We start from the raw sequence: 14,630 nt of genomic DNA on the forward strand, positions 1-14,630 counted from the left end.
AGGTCGTTGGCGACCAGCGCGTCCAGGGCCTCCTGCGGGAAACGCCCCTCCTCGTCCACCGCCGCGGCGAACGGAACGATCTTCGCCTCCGCGAGGGCACGCACCGACTCCCGGAGCATGTCGTGCTCCTCGGACGGCCGGTACAGGTCGAAATCGGCAGAACCTGACACGCTCACTCACTCCCACGCTTGCTAACTACCGTTAAGTAACCCAAATGGTAGGGCGTGCCCGGGCCGCGGACCAGGGCACGACTATGCTCGGGCAGGCATTCCGCCCGACCTTCCCTGGAGACCCGCATGGCCCTGAAGATCACCGTGATCGGCACCGGCTACCTCGGTGCCACCCACGCCGCGGCCATGGCGGAGCTGGGCTTCGAGGTGCTCGGCCTGGACGTCGTGCCCGAGAAGATCGAGATGCTGGCCTCCGGACGCGTCCCCATGTACGAGCCGGGGCTGGAGGAGCTGCTCGCCCGGCACGTGGCCGGCATCGAGGGCTCGACGGGCCGCCTGCGCTTCACCACCTCCTGGGAGGAGGTCGGCGCCTTCGGCGACGTGCACTTCGTCTGTGTGAACACCCCGCAGAAGCACGGCGAGTACGCCTGTGACATGAGCTACGTCGACGCCGCCTTCGCCTCCCTGGCCGGGGTCGTCCGCGCCGGGGCCCTGGTCGTCGGCAAGTCGACCGTGCCCGTCGGTTCGGCCGAACGGCTGGCGGCGGTCCTGCCGGAGGGCGTGGAGCTGGCCTGGAACCCGGAGTTCCTGCGGGAGGGCTTCGCCGTCCAGGACACCCTGCACCCGGACCGGATCGTCGTCGGCGTCCGCGACGGGGCGGCGGAGAAGATCCTGCGCGAGGTCTACGCCGTCCCGGTCGGCGAGGGCTCGCCCTTCGTCGTGACCGACTTCCCGACGGCCGAACTGGTGAAGACCTCGGCCAACTCCTTCCTCGCCACCAAGATCTCCTTCATCAACGCGATGGCCGAGCTGTGCGAGGCCGCGGGCGCCGACGTCGCCAAGCTCGCCGAGGCCATCGGCCACGACGACCGCATCGGCGCCAAGTTCCTGCGCGCCGGCATCGGCTTCGGCGGCGGCTGCCTGCCCAAGGACATCCGGGCCTTCATGGCCCGCGCCGGCGAGCTGGGCGCCGACCAGGCCCTGACCTTCCTCCGCGAGATCGACTCGATCAACATGCGGCGGCGCGGCCAGATGGTGGAGATGGCCCGCGAGGCCCTCGGCGGGTCGACCTTCCTGGGCCGCCGGGTGGCGGTCCTCGGTGCCACCTTCAAGCCCGACTCGGACGACGTCCGCGACTCCCCCGCGCTCAACGTCGCCGGCCAGATACACCTCCAGGGCGGCCAGGTCACCGTCTACGACCCCAAGGGCATGGAGAACGCCCGCCGGGTCTTCCCGACGCTGGGATACGCCGACTCGGCCCTGGAGGCCGTGCGCGGCGCGGACGTGGTGCTGCACCTGACCGAGTGGCGCGAGTTCCGCGAGCTCGACCCGGCGGAGCTCGCCGCGGCGGCCGCCTCGCGGGTGATCCTGGACGGCCGCAACGCGCTGGACGCGGAGCGCTGGCGGGCGGCCGGCTGGACGTACCGGGCGATGGGCCGTCCGCGCGCCTGACGCGCGGGGACCGCGGAACGGACCATGAGGAGGGGGCGCACCGGGTGCGCCCCCTCCTCCCGTGTGCGGTCAGGCCGCGGCCGGCCGGATCCGGTTCGTCCGGGCGAGGAACTCCGTCTCCCGCAGCACCCGGGTGACGTTGGCGTGCGCGAGGCCGACCAGCTCCTGGGCGGTCCAGTCCCGGCGGAACAGTTCCGCGAAGAGCGGCACGTAGCCCGTGTCCGGGTCCGTGGTGTGCGAGACGCCGACGCAGTGCGCGCCCGCCCCGGACCGCACGCGGTCGAGGACGTCGGCGACGGCGACGGTGTCGTCGGTCACCGTGACCATGCAGACGGCGCCGTTCCCGCCGAGCAGGCGCAGGACGTCGTCCGGCAGCCCGTCCGGGTCGGCCCGGGTCAGCAGGGCCGGGGCGCGGGTCACCGCGAGGGTGCTCCGGACGGTGTCCCGGTCGGCGCCGGAGAGGTCCACCGCCAGGCCGATGCGGTTCATCTCCCGGACCGCCGCACGGGCGAAGCGGTCGAACCCGGTGAGGTTCACGGCCCGGACGCCCAGCGTGTGGTACGCCCGCAGGGTGGCCGCGGAGCCGCCGAGGGCGGTCCAGGCGACGGGCCCGAGGAGCGCGGCGACCCGGCCGCAGTTGCGTGCGTGGGCCACCTCGGAGGTGGTGTACGCCAGCCGCAGGTCCTCCGGGCAGGCGGCGACGAGGGCGCGGACGCCGTCGATCCGCCGCAGGGTGCCGAGGACGCCCTCGTCGGCGTCCACGTGCAGCGACCAGAGCTGCGCCCCGGTCTCGGCGGCGCGGGCGGGCGGCAGGTCCTCGGGCTCCAGCGATCCGGGGAGCGCGGCGTGGCCCTCGGTGACGGGCTGGGCGGCCAGGACGGCCCGGGCGCGGGCCGTCTCGTCGAGCGGGCGTGGTGACCCCGGCGGTTCGGGACGGCCGGCGGACGCGGGAACGGTGGGGAGAGGGGGATGGTCGTCGAGCAGTTCCGCCATGGTGTGACTCCGAACTCGGCTTGCAGTACTGCCCCGCCGAGAGCGGCGGGCCAGTACCGTCCACCGTGCCACCGGCCCCCTCGGGGGGCTCGGCGGCCTGCGCCGTCCGGGTGAGGGCGGCTACGCCGCGTCGAGCGAGTCGATGGTGGCGTTCGACGGAGCCGTACGGCTCCGCAGGTCGCGGGAGACGGCCTCGGCGTCCCGCAGCACGCGGACCGCGTTGGACCAGGTCAGCTTGGCGAGGTCGGGGCGGGACCAGCCGCGGTGCAGGAGCTCCGCGATCAGGTTGGGGTAGCCGGCGACGTCGTCGAGACCGGCCGGGGTGAAGGCCGTGCCGTCGTAGTCGCCGCCGATGCCGATGTGGTCGACGCCCGCCGCCTCGCGCATGTGGTCGAGGTGGTCGGCGACCGTCGCGGCGGTGGCGACCGGCCGCGGGTTCGCCTCCTCGAAGGCGCGGTGCAGCTTCATCGCCTCGGCCGTGGTGTCGAGGTGGTCGAAGCCGTGCGCCCGCAGGTTGTCGTCGGCCCGCGCGGTCCACTCGACGGCCGCGGGCAGGATGAACTTGGGCACGAACGTGGCCATCGCGACGCCGCCGTTGGCCGGCAGCCGCTCCAGGACGTCGTCCGGGACGTTGCGCGGATGGCCGCAGACCGACAGGGCCGAGGAGTGCGAGAAGATCACCGGCGCGGCCGTCGCGTCGAGCGCGTCCCGCATGGTGGTGGCGGCGACGTGCGAGAGGTCGACGAGCATGCCGCAGCGGTTCATCTCGCGGACGACCTGGCGGCCGAAGGCGGAGAGGCCGCCGACCCGGGGCGCGTCGGTCGCCGAGTCCGCCCAGTCGTTGTTGTCGTTGTGCGTGAGCGTCATGTACCGCACGCCCAGGGTGTGCAGGGCGCGCAGGGTGGCGAGGGAGTTGTTGATCGAGTGGCCGCCCTCGGCGCCCTTGAGGGAGGCGATCCGGCCCTGCGCGCGGGCGGCCTCCATGTCGTCCGCCGTCAGGGCGGGGGCGAGGTCGGCCGCGTACCGCTCCAGGAGCCGGTCGACGACGTCGATCTGCTCCAGGGTGGCGCTGACCGCGTCGTCCCCGGTCAGCCGGCAGGGCACGTACACCGACCAGAACTGGGCGCCGACCCCGCCGGCCCGCAGCCGGCCGAGGTCGGTGTGGAGCGCGCCGGTCTGGTCGGCGCCGATGTCCATCCGGTCCAGGTCGTAGCGCACGTGCTCGCGCAGCGCCCACGGGAGGTCGTTGTGACCGTCCACGACGGGCGCGGAGGCCAGCAGCTCCCGGGCCTCAGCGAGGCGCTCGGCGGCGCTCACTTGGCGAAGCCGAACGACTCCGCGCCCTCGGCCTTGGCCCGCAGGCGCTTGCCCTTCTCGGTGGCCTGGTCGTTCAGCTGCTGCTGGAACTCGCGCATGCGGCCGAGGAGTTCGGCGTCCTGCGTGGCGAGGATCCGGGCGGCGAGCAGACCCGCGTTGCGGGCGCCGCCGACGGAGACCGTGGCGACGGGCACGCCGGCCGGCATCTGCACGATGGAGAGCAGGGAGTCCATGCCGTCGAGGTACTTCAGCGGCACGGGCACGCCGATGACGGGCAGCGGGGTGACGGAGGCCAGCATGCCGGGCAGGTGGGCGGCGCCGCCCGCGCCCGCGATGATCGCCTTCAGGCCGCGGCCGGCGGCCTCCTCGCCGTACGCGATCATCTCGCGGGGCATCCGGTGCGCGGAGACGACGTCGACCTCGTAGGGGATGCCGAACTCGTCGAGGGCCTGCGCCGCGGCCTCCATGACGGGCCAGTCGGAGTCGGATCCCATGACGATGCCGATGACGGGTGCGGTGGCGGGGCTCATTCGGTGATCGTTCCTCGCAGGTAGCCGGCGGCGTGGCGGGCGCGCTCCAGCACGTCGTCCAGGTCGTCGCCGTAGGTGTTGACGTGGCCCACCTTGCGTCCGGGCTTCACGTCCTTGCCGTACATGTGGATCTTGAGCTGCGGGTCCCTGGCCATGCAGTGCAGGTACGCGGAGTACATGTCCGGGTAGTCGCCGCCCAGGACATTGCACATCACGGTCCACGGGGCGCGCGGGCGCGGATCGCCGAGGGGCAGGTCGAGGACCGCCCGGACGTGGTTGGCGAACTGCGAGGTGATCGCCCCGTCCTGGGTCCAGTGGCCGGAGTTGTGCGGGCGCATCGCCAGTTCGTTGACGAGGATGCGGCCGTCCGTGGTCTGGAAGAGCTCCACGGCGAGGTGGCCGACGACGCCGAGCTCCTTGGCGATGCGGAGCGCCAGCTCCTGCGCCTCGCCCGCCAGCGCGTCGTCCAGGTCGGGCGCGGGCGCGATCACCGTGTCGCAGACGCCGTCGACCTGACGGGACTCGACGACCGGGTACGCCACGGCCTGGCCGTGCGGGGAGCGGACGATGTTCGCCGCGAGCTCGCGGACGAAGTCGACCTTCTCCTCGGCGAGGACCGGCACGCCCGCGAGGAACGGGTCGCGGGCGTCCTCCTCCGTGCGCACGAACCAGACGCCCTTGCCGTCGTAGCCGCCGCGCACGGTCTTGAGGATGATCGGGAAGCCGCCGGCCTCGGCGGCGAAGGCCACCGCGTCCGCCGCGTCCACGACGATGCGGTGGCGGGGGCTGGGGGCGCCGATCTCGTCGAGCTTCGCGCGCATCACCCCCTTGTCCTGGGCGTGCACCAGCGCGTCGGGCCCGGGGCGGACGGGGATGCCGTCCGCTTCGAGGGCCCGCAGGTGCTCGGTGGGCACGTGCTCGTGATCGAAGGTGATCACGTCACAGCCGCGAGCGAAGTCACGCAGCGTGTCCAGGTCGCGGTAGTCGCCGATGACGACGTCGCCGACGACCTGGGCCGCGGAGTCCTGCGGGGTGTCGCTGAGGAGCTTGAACTTGATGCCGAGGGGGATGCCCGCCTCGTGGGTCATACGCGCGAGCTGACCGCCGCCGACCATGCCTACTACGGGAAACGTCACCCTCTTAGGGTATCCGCACCATCGGTGAACACTCGTCCGGCTGTGGTTTGGCACAAGCGGATCACGGGTCCGGGGCCGGTTTCCCCGTGGTTTGCGAGGTACTCGGGCGGGTGAGGGGGGTGCTGGTTAGCATGGTTGGGTTGACGTCGCCCGGACGTCACCCGGACGGACGGACAGAGCCATCACCATGAGTGAATCCGGCGCGCTGCGCACGCGACTCAACGGGCTCTTCCGCGAGGTCGCCAAGTTCGGGGTCGTGGGCGGCCTGGGCGTCCTCGTGAACCTCGGTGTCTTCAACCTGGTGCGCGGCGCCACGGAGATCCCGGTGGTGCGGGCCAGCCTGATCGCCACCGTGGTGGCGATCGCCTTCAACTACGTGGGGTTCCGTTACTTCACGTACCGCGACCGTGACAAGTCGGGGCGGACCAAGGAACTGTCGCTGTTCCTGCTGTTCAGCGTGGTCGGCATGGTCATCGAGAACGGCGTGCTCTACGCGGCGACGTACGGCTTCGGCTGGGACGGTCCGCTGGCGAGCAACTTCTTCAAGTTCCTCGGGATCGGGATCGGGACCCTGTTCCGCTTCTGGTCGTACCGCACCTGGGTCTTCCGGGCGCTGCCGGCGAAGGAGGCGGTGCAGACCGCCGAGTCCTTCCTGGAGCAGGCGCCGCGGCAGGCGGCCCGCCGCCAGCCCGACCGCGTCTGACCCGGCCCCCTACCGTACGGGGCGGTCCTGCGGCCGCTCCGAGACGCTCCTGACCTCCCGGCTCAGGAAGAGCGCGAAGACCGGCGGCTGCTGCTGGAGCAGTTCCAGGCGCCCGCCGTCCGCCTCCGCGAGGTCCCGGGCCACCGCCAGGCCGATGCCGGTGGAGCTGCGGCCGCTGACCGCCCGCTCGAAGATCCGCGCGCCGAGGTCGGCCGGGACGCCGGGGCCCTCGTCCGTGACCTCGATCACCGACTGGTTGCCGGTGACGCGGGTCCGCAGCGCGACCGTGCCGCCGCCGTGCATGAGCGAGTTCTCGATCAGGGCGGCGAGGACCTGGGCGACCGCGCCCGGGGTGCCGACGGCCCGCATCCCCTGCTTGCCGGAGTGGACGATGGCCCGCCCCGCGCTGCGGTAGGCCGGCCGCCACTCCTCGATCTGCTGCTTGACGACCTCGTCGAGGTCGAAGGCGACGGCGGAGCCGGTGCGGGGGTCGCGCGCGTTGGTGAGAAGCCGCTCGACGACGTCGGTGAGCCGCTCGACCTGGGTGAGCGCGATCGTCGCCTCCTCCTTGACCGTGTCCAGGTCGTCGGCGAGGGCGACCTCCTCCAGCCGCATGGAGAGGGCCGTGAGGGGCGTGCGGAGCTGGTGGGACGCGTCGGCGGCGAGCCGGCGTTCGGCGGTGAGCATCCGGGCGATGCGTTCGGCGGAGGCGTCGAGGACGTCGGCGACGCGGTCCAGCTCGGGGACCCCGTACCGCTTGTGGCGGGGCCGCGGGTCGCCGGAGCCGAGGCGTTCGGCGGTCTCCGCGAGGTCGGTCAGCGGGGAGGTCAGCCGGTTCGCCTGGCGTACGGCGAGGAGGACGGCGGCGACGACGGCCAGCAGGGCCACGGCGCCGATGATCAGCAGGGTGCGGCCGACCTCGGCGGTGACGGTGGCGCGGGACTCCTCGACGGTCACCGTCTCGCCGCGCTCGCCCTCGGCGAGGCCGCGGATGACGTCGCCCTCGGGGCGGGTGCCGATCTCGATCGGGTCGCGCCCGGGGATGCGGATCTGCGCGTACCGCTTGGCGCCGCTCTGTTCGGCGAGGATGTCCGGGTTGACCGGCTCGCCGCCGATGAGGCGGCTGTCGACGATGGAGACGATCCGCAGCGCCTCGGAGTCGACGCTCTCCTGGGCGCTGTTGGAGATGGTGCGGGTCTCGACGAGGACCAGGGAGACGCCGAACACGGCGATGACGACGAGCACCACGGCGAGCGTGGAGTTGATCAGGCGGCGGCGCATGGTTCGGGGCCGGCTCAGCTCTTCTCGAAGCGGAAGCCGACTCCGCGCACGGTGGCGATGTAGCGGGGGTTGGCCGCGTCGTCGCCGAGCTTCTTGCGGAGCCAGGAGATGTGCATGTCGAGGGTCTTGGTCGAGGACCACCAGGTGGTGTCCCAGACCTCGCGCATCAGCTGGTCGCGGGTGACGACCCGGCCGGCGTCGCGGACGAGGACCCGGAGCAGGTCGAACTCCTTGGCCGTGAGCTGGAGCTCCTCGTCGCCCATCCAGGCGCGGTGCGACTCGACGTCGATCCGCACGCCGTGGGTGGCGGGGGCGACGGCCGGCTCGGTGGAGCCGCGCCGGAGGAGGGCCCGGACCCGGGCGAGCAGCTCGGCGAGGCGGAAGGGCTTGGTGACGTAGTCGTCGGCTCCGGCGTCGAGACCGACCACGGTGTCGACCTCGTCGGCCCGTGCGGTGAGGACCAGGATCGGGACCGTGTGGCCCTCGGCGCGCAGCCGGCGGGCGACCTCCAGGCCGTCCATGCCGGGCAGGCCAAGGTCGAGCACGACCAGGTCCACGCCGCCCTGGAGTCCGGCGTCGAGGGCGGTCGGGCCGTCCTCGCGGACCTCGACCTCGTACCCCTCTCTCCGCAGGGCGCGGGCCAGCGGCTCCGAGATGGATGCGTCGTCCTCGGCGAGCAGTACACGGGTCATGGGGTGATGGTAGTCCGCACGGGTGCCGGGCCGGGGCGTGATCCACCGGCCCCGGGGAATGCCTGGAGATCTTGTGGGTATCTTGCTCATGACCTTCGAATGACCTTCCGTGGTTGCGCACACGCCTGTGATCCATCTCTCAAGTCCTTCCATATCCGGCACTGTCGTGTCGTATGGTGGCGAGACGTCAGTAGCGGTATTCGGGGACCTTTGGCCAGCTTCGCGCGCCAAGGTCCTCTTTCTGCGTGAGGTGGGCCCTGCCACCCTCGAGACGGCGAATGACCTGTGGGCCGGGTCCCGGGACGTGAAGACGCGTCTCCCGGGGCGTGGATCCCGGCGGATTCCTCCCCGACTCCGCCGGTGCCGGCCTCCCCCACCGGGCGCACCACGCTCACAAGGCGAGCGTCCCGACAGAGCAAGGATCGACATGGCGTCCAGCCTGACGACGACTTCGGCCGGAACCCCCGGTTCCGAGAAGACGTTCTTCGGCCACCCCCGTGGCCTGGCCACCCTTTTCATGACCGAGATGTGGGAGCGCTTCTCCTACTACGGCATGAGGGCACTGCTCGTCCTGTACCTGGTCTCCGGCGGCGCGGACGCCGCGACGGGCAGCCAGGGTGGCGGCCTTGCCATGACCGCCGCCACGGCCACGGCGATCTACTCCGTGTACGTGTCGATGGTCTACCTGATGGCCATGCCCGGCGGCTGGTTCGGTGACCGCGTCTGGGGCGCCCGCAAGACCGTCGCCATCGCCGGCTTCGTGATCATCGCGGGTCACGCCTCGCTGGCCATCCCCGGCCAGGCGATGTTCTTCGTCGGCCTGGCGCTGGTCGCCGCCGGCTCGGGTCTGCTCAAGGCCAACATCTCCACGATGGTCGGCCACCTCTACGACGGCCCGGACGACCCGCGCCGAGACGGTGGCTTCACGCTCTTCTACGTCGGCATCAACCTCGGCGCCTTCGTCGCGCCGTTCGTGGTCGGCACCGTGGGCGAGAAGGTCAACTGGCACCTCGGCTTCGCGCTCGCCGCGCTGGGCATGGGTCTGGGTCTGGTCCAGTTCCTCGTGGGCACGAAGAACCTCAGCCCCAAGAGCAACATCGTCCCGAACCCGCTGTCCCCGGCGGAGCGCAAGAGCGTCCTGGTCAAGGTCGCGCTCGTGGCCGTGGTCGCCGCGGTCTTCTACGGTGTCGTCGTCGCGCTCGGCATGTACACCCTGAACTGGGCGCTCGTCCCGATCACCCTCGCCGGTCTGATCATCCCGGTCGCCGTCCTGGTCCGCATCAAGCGCGACAAGGACCTCGACAGGACCGAGCAGTCGAAGATGACCGGCTACATCTGGTTCTTCGTCGCCGCCGCAGTCTTCTGGATGATCTACGACCAGGGCGGCTCGACGCTGTCGCTGTTCGCGGACGACAAGACCGCCGACACCGTGTTCGGCTTCGGCTTCCCGGCCACCTGGTACCAGTCGCTGAACCCGCTGTTCGTCATGGCGCTGGCCCCGGTCTTCGCCTGGCTGTGGCTGTGGCTGGCCCGCAAGAACCAGGAGCCGAACACCATCGTGAAGTTCGCGATGGGCCTCGTCCTGGTCGGCGCCTCGTTCTTCGTCTTCGTCGTCCCGATGAACATGGCGGGCGACGGGACCAAGGTCTCCCCGATGTGGCTCGTCTCGATCTACATGATCCAGACCATCGGTGAGCTGTGCCTCTCCCCCGTCGGCCTCTCCGTCACCACGAAGATGGCGCCGCAGAAGTACGCCTCCCAGATGATGGGCGTCTGGTTCCTCGCCGTCACCGCCGGTGACTGCACCACGGGTCTGCTCTCGCTGGCCGGTGTCGACCTGAACGGGACGGGGATCATCGCGATGCAGGCCTCGCTGGCCGTTCTCGCAGGCTTCGCGATCTACATGTACCGCAAGAAGGTCCAGGGCCTCATGGGCAGCGTCCACTGACGTCACCCGCGCCCGTACGGAGGGCCCGTCGCACCGCACCGGTGCGACGGGCCCTCCGCCGTGCCGTCACCGCCTGAGGCGCGCCCAGGGGGTGAAGGTGAACACGGCGCCGCCGAGCAGGATGACCGTGCCGGCGACCAGCGCGAGGGCGCGCAGGGCCCCGTCGTGCTCGGCACCGGTCTGGGCGAGGTTCCCGCCGTCGTCGCCGCCGGAGCCGCCCGAGCCGGAGGCCGTGGTGCCGCCGTCGTCGCCGCCGGAGGCGCCGCCGGCCTGCTTGCTGGTGTCCAGTTCGAGGGACGCCTTCACCGCGCCCTTGACCTGGCAGGGGATCTCGATCTTCGAGGCGCCCAGGGTGACCGTGATGGTCAGCGTGCCGGGGCTGAGCGTCGACCTCCCCGTCGCGCCGGGGCGGTAGGTGCCCTTCATGTCCTCCAGGCTGACGGGTGCGCCCTGGGCGAGTTCGGTGGGGTTGGCCGCGCCGGTGACCTTCACCGTGCCGCTGTCGGCGCCGCCGACCTTGATCGCCATGGACGGTTTGAGCGCGCCCTTGGGGAGGGCGGCCGGGCTGTTCATGACGCCCTTGGCGGTCTTGACCGTGAGGTCGTAGACCTCGCCGTTCCTCCTGGCGTCGACGGTCACCCGGGAGTTGATCGCGGACGGGCCGGGGGGTTGGCAGGCGAAGGCGACGGTCACCTCCTTGCCGGGGAAGTCGGTCTGCCCGCCGCCCCCGCCGGAGCCGCCGGAGGTGGTCGTGGAGCCGCCCGAGGCCGTGGAGCCGCCCGAGGCGGTCCCTCCGGTGCTGGTCGTACCGCCCGCATCCGTCGAGCCGCCGGACGTGGTGGATCCGCCGGAGGTGGTCGTCGTCCCCCCCGTCGTGGAGCCGCCCGAGTCGGTGGATCCTCCGGTGGTCGTCGTCCCGCCGGTGGTCGTGCCGCCGGAGGTGGTGGTGGAGCCGCCGGTGGTCGTGCCGCCGGAGGTGGTGGTGGAGCCGCCGCCGTCCGTGACCTTGATGGTCGCCCCGACCGGCACGGCCGCCTTCGGCGAGCACTTCGTGTCGGTGGACAAGGGCTTGGAGACGTTGATCGTGTACTTGCCGGGCGTGAGGGTGATCTCGCCCGCCTTCTCCAGCTTCAGCCGGCCCTTCATCTCGGGCAGCACCATCGGGCTGTTCTTGGGGATCGGCGGGTTCTGCCGCGGCCCCTCCATCGCGACGGTGCCGGTCGCCGCTCCGCCGACGGTGAGGACGCCGGTCGGCTTGACCGTGTCCTTGCCCAGGTCGAGCACGTCGGGGTTCTTCGAGGCGGCCTGGACCGTCTTCCAGACGATCTCGACCTCGTCGCCGACCTTGGCCTCGGCCGGCGCCGTGACCAGGACCTTCGTGGTGCCCTGCACGGGTGGAAGGCCGGAGATGGAGGGCGGGATGCACTCCGTCTGGTACGAGACCTCGGCGGCCTGGGCGGGGCCGGCGGAAACCAGGATCCCCGCGCCGCCGAGCATCAGCGCGACCCCGGCCGCGCTCATCCTCCGTTGCGTACTCACGCATGTCCCTTCGTCGTCGGACTGCTCTCTGGCGCTGACGGTGCGGAGTCAGGGCTGAACCACGGGAGGACCGTGGTCGGTTCGTCGTCCGCCGGGCCGCCCGGTGCGCGGGCGGCGGGGACGGAGGCACGGGGCCGGACGCGGCGGCGGAACGCCGGGGTCCCGGCGGGGCGCGAGCCGCGGGCGGGACCGGCCGACGGGCGGACGCGGTCCACCACGGCCATGCCGATCCGGAAGAGGGCCGCCGGCACGACGACGGCGAGCAGGACCCAGAAGAGCGTCACGCCCCAGGGTCGGCCGACGCCCCAGGGCTGCTCGACGAGGACCTTGCCGGCGTGGCGGACGGAGACCTGGTAGTCGCCGTGGGCGCCGGCCGTGAGTTCGGCCGGCAGGCGGACGACGGCCTTGCCGCCGGGCGCGATCGTGCCGCGCCACCGGCGTTCCTCGTACTGCGGGGCGAAGACGCCGTGGCTCGTGCCGACCTCGAAGACCGGGTCGCGGACGGGGGCGGAGCCCAGGTTGCCGACGGTGAGGACGACCTCCCGCCGCGGCGGCGCCCCGAACCAGACGAGGAGGCCGCTCGACCCTTCGAGCCGCACGGCGGAGAGGACCCCGAGCCGGCCGTTCCCCGCGGTCTCGGGGAGCGGGGCGGTGGGGTGGCCCGCCACGGCGAACGCGCGGTCGACGGCGTCCTGCCGGCCGGTCACCCCGGCGACGTGCACCACGCAGGGGCAGGGTTCGGGCGGTTCGGCGACCGGGAGCTTGGCGCTGAACGCGCCCCGGGCGTCGACCGTCGCGGCGCGTCCCTCGGTGTTGGCGCAGGAGTTGGTGCCGCCGATGACGCCGGTGCCGGGGGTGGCCCGGCCGCAGATCAGCAGCATGAGCAGCGCGCCGGGTTCCCAGCCGCTGCCGCTGACGGTGATCTCGCCGCCCTTGCCGCCCTCGGCCCGGGAGAGTTCGACCACGGGGCCGGGGGCCGCCGCCGCGGGGGCCGCGGGCAGCAGCGCGAGGGCGAGGACCGCCAGCAGGGCGGCGGCGGTACGGATCGTCCTCATGGTGTCGCTCCCGCCGGGGCTCGCCGGATACGGGGCCCGCCGCGCCGCCGCAGCAGCGCCACGCAGCCGGCGGCGGCCGCGAGGAGCGTGCCGGCCGCCGCGGCGAGCGCGGGGCCCGTGGCGAAGGCCGCCTCGGCGCGCGCCGAGGCGGGGGTGGCGCCGGGCGCGGTGGCGGTCAGCCGGACGGTGACGGAGTCGAGCGCGGGCGGGTCGGGCCAGGGTTCGCTGCGGACGGCCCGCTCGCCGGGCCTGAGGGTGAGCGGCAGGGGGCGGCCGGGCCGGTCGAGGACGGTGCCGAGGAGTCCGTCGGCGCGGACCGCGAGGGCCGGGGCGAGGACCGTGCTGCCGCGGTTGACGAGGGTGTAGTGGAGCTCGCCGGTGGCGGTGTCGACGCGGACGTCCTCGACGGTGAGCGCGGCGAGCCGGGGGCCGTTGACCCGCAGCCGCAGGTCGACGCGGACCTCGCGGCCGGCGGCCGTGGCGCGTACGGTCCCGCGGTGGTCGCCGGGCGGGGTGTCGGCCGTGACGGTCACGGCGAAGGGCACGTCGGCGCGGGTCCTGGCGGGCACGGTGACGGTCCGCGCGGCGAAGGCCACCGGCGCGCCCTGCCCGGTGAGGCGGACGGTGAGCGGGCGCGTGCCGGGGTTGGTGAGCGAGAGGGTGTCCTGGAGGACGCTGCCGGCCGTTCCCTCCAGATAGGCGTACGGCCGTCCGGCGGCGGGCGCCGCCGTCCAGCCGGGGGCTCCGGCGGGGGCCGCCGCGACCACGCCGAGGAGGGCGGTCGCGGCGGCCAGGAGTCCGGAACGGGGGGCCGCCCGCATCAGCGTGCCGTGCGCCGCGTGAGCCAGAGGACTCCGGCGGCGCCGGTCAGTGCGACGGTGCCGCCGAGGGTGCCGAGGGCCAGGGCGGAGTCGAGCGGTCCCGTCCGGGGCAGTTCGGCCCCGGCGTCCCCGGAGCCGTCGTCGGCGGCGGGGGGCGGGGTGTCGGCGCCGCCGGACACCCCGGTCACGTCGAGTTCGAGGGCCGGCTTCGGGTTGTTCTTCGGCGTGCAGGTCGCCGCGTCCATGCCGAGCGCGTGCACGATGAGCGTGCCGGCGGTGAAGGTGACCTTGCCGTTCTTCTTGGGGGTGAAGGTGCCCGTGAGCGTGCCGATGGCGATCGGGGTGTCGGGCGGGATGGCGGCGGTGTTCGGCGTGCCCTTGACCTTGACGGTCCCGGAGGCCGCGCCGCCGAGGACGAGTTCGGCCCGGGGGGTCATGACACCCTTGGGGAGTTCGACGGGGCTGTCGGAGACGCCCTTCTCGAACGACATGGTGATCGTGTAGCCGCTGCCGCTCCTGACGGCCTTGATGTCGACGGGCGAGACGGCGCCCTTCGGGCCGATCTTCGTCTCGCACGCGTAGTCGACGTCGACGACGACCGCCTGCGCGGCCGGGGCGGAGGCCAGCACGGCCGCGCCCGTCATGGCGGTGGCCGCCGTGAGCGCGGCCACCGTTCTCCTCCGGTTCGGCACCTTGGACACCCCGAGCACCCCTCACCGCGCAGTAGCTGACGGTCTTTCAGATTGGCCGTCAAGGTACGCCTGAGGCCCGAAGGAGGGAAGAAGGAGGAAGGAAGAGAGACGGTGAAGGTCCCGGGCCGCGTGCGGCGCCGGGCGCGGAGACGGCCTCGACCGGCGCCGGCCCGTCAGCCCCTAGGGCCTGGGGGGGGGGGGCCCCCCCCCCCCCCCCCCAAAAAGGGGGGGGGGGACAAAAAACACAGGGAGGGAGGGGAGAGGGGACCAAACACCAACTCTGCGGGAGCAGGGGGGGGTG

The 14,630-nt window shown here is 72.8% G+C and carries 14 protein-coding genes; 3 read left to right on the forward strand and 11 right to left on the reverse strand.

What is annotated here, in order from left to right; all coding sequences use genetic code 11:
- Positions 1-170 (reverse strand): acyl-CoA dehydrogenase family protein (locus ACZ60W_RS36190; RefSeq protein WP_453799135.1); only part of this gene is annotated, 170 nt, incomplete at its 3' end.
- A 126-nt stretch (positions 171-296) separates the two neighbouring features.
- On the opposite strand from ACZ60W_RS36190, the gene ACZ60W_RS36195 reads away from it, so the two are divergent.
- Entirely contained in the window at positions 297-1,622 is a 1,326-nt protein-coding gene (locus ACZ60W_RS36195) for a UDP-glucose dehydrogenase family protein (RefSeq protein ID WP_469759652.1), read from the forward strand.
- Between the two features lie 69 nt (positions 1,623-1,691).
- On the opposite strand, the gene ACZ60W_RS36200 is transcribed toward ACZ60W_RS36195, so the two are convergent.
- The 4 genes from ACZ60W_RS36200 to ACZ60W_RS36215 form a co-directional block, all read right to left on the reverse strand.
- A complete protein-coding gene (locus tag ACZ60W_RS36200; protein ID WP_469759653.1) occupies positions 1,692-2,615 on the reverse strand; it encodes a membrane dipeptidase in 924 nt (307 codons plus the stop codon).
- A 120-nt stretch (positions 2,616-2,735) separates the two neighbouring features.
- Complete coding sequence (locus ACZ60W_RS36205) at positions 2,736-3,932, reverse strand: dipeptidase (RefSeq protein WP_469759654.1); 1,197 nt, start codon at positions 3,930-3,932, stop codon at positions 2,736-2,738.
- The gene (purE, locus tag ACZ60W_RS36210) at positions 3,929-4,462 is read right to left on the reverse strand and encodes a 5-(carboxyamino)imidazole ribonucleotide mutase (protein WP_469759655.1); all 534 of its coding nucleotides are present in this window, start codon (positions 4,460-4,462) and stop codon (positions 3,929-3,931) included. The genes ACZ60W_RS36205 and purE overlap by 4 nt, the downstream gene beginning before the upstream one ends.
- On the reverse strand, positions 4,459-5,598 hold the full coding sequence (locus ACZ60W_RS36215; RefSeq protein WP_469759656.1) for a 5-(carboxyamino)imidazole ribonucleotide synthase: 1,140 nt from the start codon (positions 5,596-5,598) through the stop codon (positions 4,459-4,461). Before ACZ60W_RS36215 ends, purE begins: the two co-directional genes overlap by 4 nt.
- Positions 5,599-5,785: 187 nt before the next feature.
- On the opposite strand from ACZ60W_RS36215, the gene ACZ60W_RS36220 reads away from it, so the two are divergent.
- Positions 5,786-6,301, forward strand: coding sequence for a GtrA family protein (locus tag ACZ60W_RS36220; protein ID WP_366309165.1), 516 nt, complete (start codon positions 5,786-5,788; stop codon positions 6,299-6,301).
- A gap of 9 nt (positions 6,302-6,310) precedes the next feature.
- On the opposite strand, the gene ACZ60W_RS36225 is transcribed toward ACZ60W_RS36220, so the two are convergent.
- Together ACZ60W_RS36225 and ACZ60W_RS36230 are read right to left on the reverse strand one after the other, a co-directional pair.
- The gene (locus ACZ60W_RS36225; RefSeq protein WP_469759657.1) at positions 6,311-7,582 is read right to left on the reverse strand and encodes an ATP-binding protein; all 1,272 of its coding nucleotides are present in this window, start codon (positions 7,580-7,582) and stop codon (positions 6,311-6,313) included.
- Between the two features lie 14 nt (positions 7,583-7,596).
- On the reverse strand, positions 7,597-8,274 hold the full coding sequence (locus ACZ60W_RS36230) for a response regulator transcription factor (RefSeq protein ID WP_030690380.1): 678 nt from the start codon (positions 8,272-8,274) through the stop codon (positions 7,597-7,599).
- Positions 8,275-8,701: 427 nt separating this feature from the next.
- Here ACZ60W_RS36230 and ACZ60W_RS36235 point away from each other — a divergent pair, with 427 nt between their 5' ends.
- Positions 8,702-10,222 carry a peptide MFS transporter gene (locus ACZ60W_RS36235; protein ID WP_469759658.1) on the forward strand — a complete coding sequence of 507 codons (1,521 nt, stop codon included), beginning with the start codon at positions 8,702-8,704 and terminating at the stop codon, positions 10,220-10,222.
- Positions 10,223-10,288: 66 nt separating this feature from the next.
- Here the strand turns inward: ACZ60W_RS36235 and ACZ60W_RS36240 are convergent, their stop codons facing one another.
- The 4 genes from ACZ60W_RS36240 to ACZ60W_RS36255 are packed head-to-tail and all read right to left on the reverse strand — an operon-like array spanning position 10,289 to position 14,281.
- Positions 10,289-11,743, reverse strand: coding sequence for a hypothetical protein (locus tag ACZ60W_RS36240; protein ID WP_469759659.1), 1,455 nt, complete (start codon positions 11,741-11,743; stop codon positions 10,289-10,291).
- A gap of 14 nt (positions 11,744-11,757) precedes the next feature.
- Positions 11,758-12,816, reverse strand: a complete 1,059-nt coding sequence (locus tag ACZ60W_RS36245) for a hypothetical protein (protein WP_469759660.1) — start codon at positions 12,814-12,816, stop codon at positions 11,758-11,760.
- Positions 12,813-13,637, reverse strand: coding sequence for a COG1470 family protein (locus tag ACZ60W_RS36250; RefSeq protein WP_469759661.1), 825 nt, complete (start codon positions 13,635-13,637; stop codon positions 12,813-12,815). Before ACZ60W_RS36250 ends, ACZ60W_RS36245 begins: the two co-directional genes overlap by 4 nt.
- Complete coding sequence (locus ACZ60W_RS36255; RefSeq protein ID WP_469759662.1) at positions 13,637-14,281, reverse strand: peptidase; 645 nt, start codon at positions 14,279-14,281, stop codon at positions 13,637-13,639. The genes ACZ60W_RS36250 and ACZ60W_RS36255 overlap by 1 nt, the downstream gene beginning before the upstream one ends.
- Positions 14,282-14,630: the final 349 nt, after the last annotated feature.

It is taken from the genome of Streptomyces sp. NPDC104202 (assembly GCF_055584185.1).